General features: G+C 68.5%; 6 protein-coding genes and 1 pseudogene. 3 read left to right on the forward strand and 4 right to left on the reverse strand.

Annotation, left to right across the window (positions count from 1 at the left end):
- The coding region (locus B3T77_RS11010; protein ID WP_292079568.1) for a DUF6456 domain-containing protein at positions 1–503 on the forward strand (503 nt) is incomplete at its 5' end.
- Between the two features lie 65 nt (positions 504–568).
- On the opposite strand, the gene B3T77_RS11015 is transcribed toward B3T77_RS11010, so the two are convergent.
- From B3T77_RS11015 to B3T77_RS11025, 3 genes are all read right to left on the reverse strand, one after another.
- A complete protein-coding gene (locus B3T77_RS11015; RefSeq protein WP_156146727.1) occupies positions 569–730 on the reverse strand; it encodes a hypothetical protein in 162 nt (53 codons plus the stop codon).
- 245 nt (positions 731–975) lie between these two features.
- Positions 976–1,644, reverse strand: a complete 669-nt coding sequence (locus B3T77_RS11020; protein ID WP_292079570.1) for a hypothetical protein — start codon at positions 1,642–1,644, stop codon at positions 976–978.
- A 61-nt stretch (positions 1,645–1,705) separates the two neighbouring features.
- Positions 1,706–2,143 carry a SufE family protein gene (locus tag B3T77_RS11025; protein ID WP_292079572.1) on the reverse strand — a complete coding sequence of 146 codons (438 nt, stop codon included), beginning with the start codon at positions 2,141–2,143 and terminating at the stop codon, positions 1,706–1,708.
- Positions 2,144–2,307: 164 nt separating this feature from the next.
- Between B3T77_RS11025 and B3T77_RS11030 the strand changes: the two genes are divergently transcribed.
- Together B3T77_RS11030 and B3T77_RS11035 are read left to right on the forward strand one after the other, a co-directional pair.
- On the forward strand, positions 2,308–4,002 hold the full coding sequence (locus tag B3T77_RS11030; RefSeq protein WP_292079575.1) for a sensor histidine kinase: 1,695 nt from the start codon (positions 2,308–2,310) through the stop codon (positions 4,000–4,002).
- Between the two features lie 50 nt (positions 4,003–4,052).
- Positions 4,053–4,817 carry a hypothetical protein gene (locus B3T77_RS11035; RefSeq protein ID WP_292079577.1) on the forward strand — a complete coding sequence of 255 codons (765 nt, stop codon included), beginning with the start codon at positions 4,053–4,055 and terminating at the stop codon, positions 4,815–4,817.
- Positions 4,818–4,824: 7 nt separating this feature from the next.
- On the opposite strand, the pseudogene B3T77_RS11040 reads toward B3T77_RS11035, so the two are convergent.
- Positions 4,825–5,093: pseudogene (locus B3T77_RS11040) on the reverse strand (hypothetical protein); the annotation flags it as partial.

A 5,093-nucleotide genomic window follows, 5' to 3' on the forward strand; every position in this document is an offset into this window, starting at 1 on the left:
CGGACCCGACGCCGCCCCCCGCCCCCGGCCGTCCCGGCTTCGTGGCGGGCGAGCGCGACCTGATGCAGCCGGACGGCCGCATGGTCCGCGCGCGGGCCAATCTGGGCGAAAGCCCCATCGCCTGGCTGGCGCGGCGCAAGGATGCGTCCGGCCGCCCCTGGTTGACCCCGGCCGAGGCCGCCGCCGGCGAACGGCTGCGGCGGGAGGCGGAACAGGCGACGAAGGGCGCGTCGCTCACCATGCGCTGGGACGCCCTGCCGACCTCCGGCTCAGGAACCGCCGCGCGGATGGAGCCGACCGACCGCGCCCTGTCCGCCGCCCGCCGCGTCGAACAGGCGCTGACCGCCGTCGGCCCGCGCCTTCGCCCCATCCTGACCCGCATCTGCATCCACGGCGACAGCCTGCAATTGGCCGAAACGTGCCTCGGCCTGCGCCGCCGCCAGGGCAAGACCGTCCTGAAACAGGCGCTCCAGGCCCTGGCGGATCACTATGGCATTGGATGAAGTGCACAGATTGCACTGAATTTTTACTGCGGGAAACGGACGCGGCAAATGTCGGCTTTGGGTGGTTAGCGGAAGCGTCGAAAGAACTTATGGGCCGCGTAAAAGATGGCAGCGCCGATGGCAAAGGCTGCCGCTCCAGCGAGGAACCAGAACGGACTGCCGGCGCCTTCGACACCGGGAAGAAAGCTAGCCAGAAATGCGATCATGCAGAGAATGGCGGCGTACATGAACAGCCCAGCGGCTAGCGCGGTAATGGGGCCTGAGCCGCGCATCGGCCTCAAGCGCAGCTTAGGCTTAAGTCTGGACCTAGGATCGTTGTAGTCTGGCGCTGACATTCACCAATGATGCTTTTCCGATTGGATGTCCGCAATGGGTCGAAATCCGAAATGGCCATCACGCTGGCAAGCAGACCTCCGCTTAGATTTCGCGCTGCGCTGACAAGAGAGCCCTCACTGCACTCTGTCTTGTCCGCTCAGATCAGGGCGATGGGGATCAGGATGGCCAGGAGGTAGATCAGCGCCCGGATCAGGGCCAGCACGGCGATGACGGCGCCGCGCCCCTTTGACACGTTCAGCCGCCGGGCGAACCAGCGGGACTGCACGACGACGAACCAGGCCGTGCCGCCGATCATGATCGCGGCGCCGACCGCATTGGGCAGTTCGGGCCGCTGGAAGATGGTCCCGCCCGCCGAGACGAAGGCGGCGCAGACGGCGGCGAGATAGCATTGCGCATAGAAGGGCGCGCGCAGGGTCTCGCGGGCGATGCGCTTCTTCTCATGGCGCAGCAGGGTGACGGCGGCGACCAGCGGGATCAGACTGAAGGCGAGCGAGCGGAACAGGATCAGGTTCTGCTGGGACGCATAGACCACGCGGCTGAGGTCGGTCGCCTCGGCCGGCGGCGGCACATGCAGCGCCACCGACAGCAGATTGGTCAGGACGATGGTGGCCAACAGGAACAGCGGCGGGCTGAGCGCGTCGTCGTAGCGACGCTCCTCGCTGTCGCTCTGCTCGCGGTCCGAATAGTCCATCGCCGCCAGCGGCCCGCGCAGGATGCGCCACAGGGTCAGGGGATAGAAGACCAGCCAGCTGACCGCCTCGAAGAGAAACTCCTCGAAACTGCGCAGGATCTTCAGCAGGTCCATTCGCGCCCCCGGTTACGACCCCGCGATCGTGGGTCGCCGGGCCGGCGGTTGCAACCCCCGACTACTGAACCGCCAGCGCCGCCTCGCGGATGCGGCCAACCATGCTGTTCAGGCCGTTGGCGCGCTGGCGCGTCAGGGCCGAGGGCAGGCCCAGCCGATCCAGCGCCGCGCGGGCGTCGAAGGCGGCGATCTCCGCCGCCGTGCGGCCGGAATAGAGTTTCAGCAGCAGGGCGATATTGCCCTTGGACAGGGCGCTGTCGCTGTCGGCGGCGAACCACAGCCGCCCGTCGTCCGGCGTCGTCGCCAGCCAGACCTGGGCGGCGCAGCCCGGCACCTTGTTGGCCTCGACCCGGTCGGCCTCGTCCAGCGGGGCCAGCCCCTTGCCCAGTTCGATGACATATTCGATCCGTTGCTCCCAATCGCCCAGCAGGTCGAAATCCTCGGCCAGTTCGGCCAGGGTCTGGTCCAGGGTGTCGGTCGGCGGCGTGCGGTCGGTCATGCGCCGCCAGATAGGCCGCGCGGCCGTTAACGACAACCGGCCGTTTTGTCCCCCGATATTCATGGTGAACGCCGCAATGGGGTTCGCCTCAGGGGGGAGCGGCCTCGCACCGACTCAGCCGCAGCCCTAGTCTGGGCGCAGACGAAACCCATGGCCCGCCCTTCTTGAAACCCGACGCCCACGCCAGATCCGAGGACGACCCGACGCACGACGCGGCGTTGGGCGCTCCGCTGGTCGCCTTATGGCATGCCATCTGGGCGGTGGCGGTGGCCCTGACGGCGCTGGCGGCCCAGATGATGGACGGGCTGAAGGACGCGCCGCTGGCCGCCCTGCTGCTGATGGCCTTCCCCGGCGTGTTCGGCGTCGTGCTGATGGTGCGCGACAGCGTGGGGCTGAGGCTGGCCGTCATGGGCGGGTGGATTTTGGCCGCCACCGCTTCGGCCGGCCTGACCGGCGGCGTGACCGGCGCCCTGCCCGGCCTGATCCTGACGCCGCTGGCGGCGGGGATCGCCCTCGATCATGCCCGCGTCGGCGCCGATCGTCTGACCCGGATGGGCGCCTTTGCGGTGGCCCTGCCGCTGCTGGCGGGGCTGATCTCGACCTGGCTGAACGGGGCGGAGGCGCAAGGCCCCTTGCTAGCCGCCGTCTCGGGCCTGCTGGCCATGGGCGCGATCATCGCCGCCATGCGCCTGACCTGGAGCGCGCGCCAGCGTCGTCTGGCCGAAGCCGAGGATGAGGCCGCCCGGATCGCCGCTTTGCTGGAGGATCAGCCGGCCCTGACCCTGCTGCTCGATCCGTCGGGCCGCGCGGTCGCGACCTGGGGCACGCCGCCGCCCGCCCTGTCGGTGCTGGCCCTGACCGAACAGGGCCTGATCTCGGCCGTGCATGCGCCGGATCGCCCGGCCGTGTCTTCGGCCCTTTCCCGCGCCCTGTCGGGCCAGTCGGTCGAGGTCCAGTTCACCCCGCGCATCGCCCTGGACCGCCGGGTCGTCATGATCCTAGGCCCGTTCCAGCACGAGACGGATCGCCCGCGCCTGATCGCTCAAGCGTTCGACGGCACGGCCCAGTTCGCCCGCGAGCTGGGGCTGGAGACCGCGCGCGTCGAGGCCGAGGCCCAGTCGGCCGGCAAGACCCGCTTCCTGGCCAATATGAGCCACGAGCTGCGCACGCCTCTGAACGCCGTCATCGGTTTCGCCGACATCATGCGTCAGAAGCTGTTCGGGCCCCTGCCCGAACGCTACGCCGGATACGCCGACGCCATCCATCAGGCGGGCGGCCATCTGCTGGATCTGATCAACGACGTCTTGGACCTGTCCAAGATCGAGGCCGAGCGCTACCAGTTGGCGATGGAGACGTTCGACGCCCGCGACGCCGTGTCCGCCGCCGTCGCCCTGGTCCGGCTTCAGGCGGACGACAAGGGGGTTGAGCTGGCCGCCGTCCTGCCGTCCGAGCCGATCAAGGTCCGCGCTGACGCCCGCGCCCTGAAGCAGATGGCGCTGAACCTGCTGTCCAATGCGGTCAAGTTTACCCCGGCCGGCGGATCCGTCACCATCACCCTGGACGCCGACGGGCCGGACCTGGATCTGGCCGTCTCCGACACCGGCGTCGGCATCGCGCCGCAGGACCTGCAACGGCTGGGCCGCCCCTTCGAACAGGCCGGCGGCGCCGACCAGAAGGCGCAAGGCACGGGCCTGGGCCTATCCCTGGTCCGCAGCCTGACCGAACTGCACGGCGGCCGCATGACCATCGACAGCACCCTGGGCGAAGGCGCGGCGGTGATGATCCGGTTGCCGGTGATGGTGGTGGGGGAGACGAGCGAAACGGCTGTCGACGAGACGCCGATCACTGTCGAGGCTTGACGACAGGACGGGCCTGCTTTCAGCCTGTCGCGGGGATGAGGGGAAAAGCCATGAACCGTTTGGCATCAACATTTTTTGCCATTGCGATGAGCGCGACTAGCCTAGGCCACGAAGCATTCGCCGCCGCACAGACGGGAGACGACTGGGAGTTCGCCGAGGATGCGGCGCGCAATCTGTCTGTCGCCGCCGTTCGCTACGACGGTGGGCAGGCGATCATCGTGCAATGCAGCGCGGGTGAGCTGAAAGTCGCTCTGCAGGGATTTCCGCAACGACAGGGCCCGTCATATCGGCTGAGGGCCGAACGTGCTGACGGCGTGACCGACGTTCAGACATGGGACGTGGCTGCTGGACGTACATGGTTCAGCGCCGCCCCGGCGCGTGACGCGCGATTCCTTCGCACAGGCGGCGCTCTGAAGTTGCATTCGGACGACGGACAAGCCTCGCCTGTCAGCGCAACATTCGAACTGCCGGCCGAACATGGAAATATCGATCGCGTTCTGACGGCCTGCGGGTACACACTGACGAACGAAAGGGACACACTGGCCCGAGCGCCGATGATGCTGGCCGTTGTATCGTCGGACTCCGGCTCGACCGCCGGCGCGCCGGGTCGATCAATGGAGGTGAGTTGCATCGTGCGACGGGACGTCTATCGAGACTGTCGCGTCGATCACATGATGCAAGGCCAGACCGAAGCCAGCGCCCGGCGCGAGGCCACGAGATGGAACGGCAAGCCTGCCCTGTCCGGGAATGCGACGGCTTACGAGGGCGCTGTCGCTTACATCTACGTGCCGTTGCTGATGGTCGTGCGGCGTTAGACGCCCCCTAAACCTGCCCCATCGCCAGGAAGGCGCGGCCCGCTGCGAAGTCGCCGGCCTCGAAGGTGGAGCGGGCGATGCTGCCGTCGCGGAACAGGAACTCGACGGTGAAGACCTCGCGCGGGTCCAGGGCCGCCAGGGCGTCGGCGGCGGCGGCGGGGAACAGCCAGGCCTGACCGGCCGGACGGCCTTCGGGCAGCAGCATCGTGTCGGCGCTGGTCACCCCGGCGGCCCAGAAGGCGCGGCGCTGCGCGGCGGGCGAGATCGGAAGAGCGT

Origin of the sequence: Brevundimonas sp. UBA7838, assembly GCF_002500885.1 — a bacterium.
In the GTDB taxonomy this organism is placed as follows: Bacteria; Pseudomonadota; Alphaproteobacteria; order Caulobacterales; family Caulobacteraceae; genus Brevundimonas; species Brevundimonas vesicularis_C.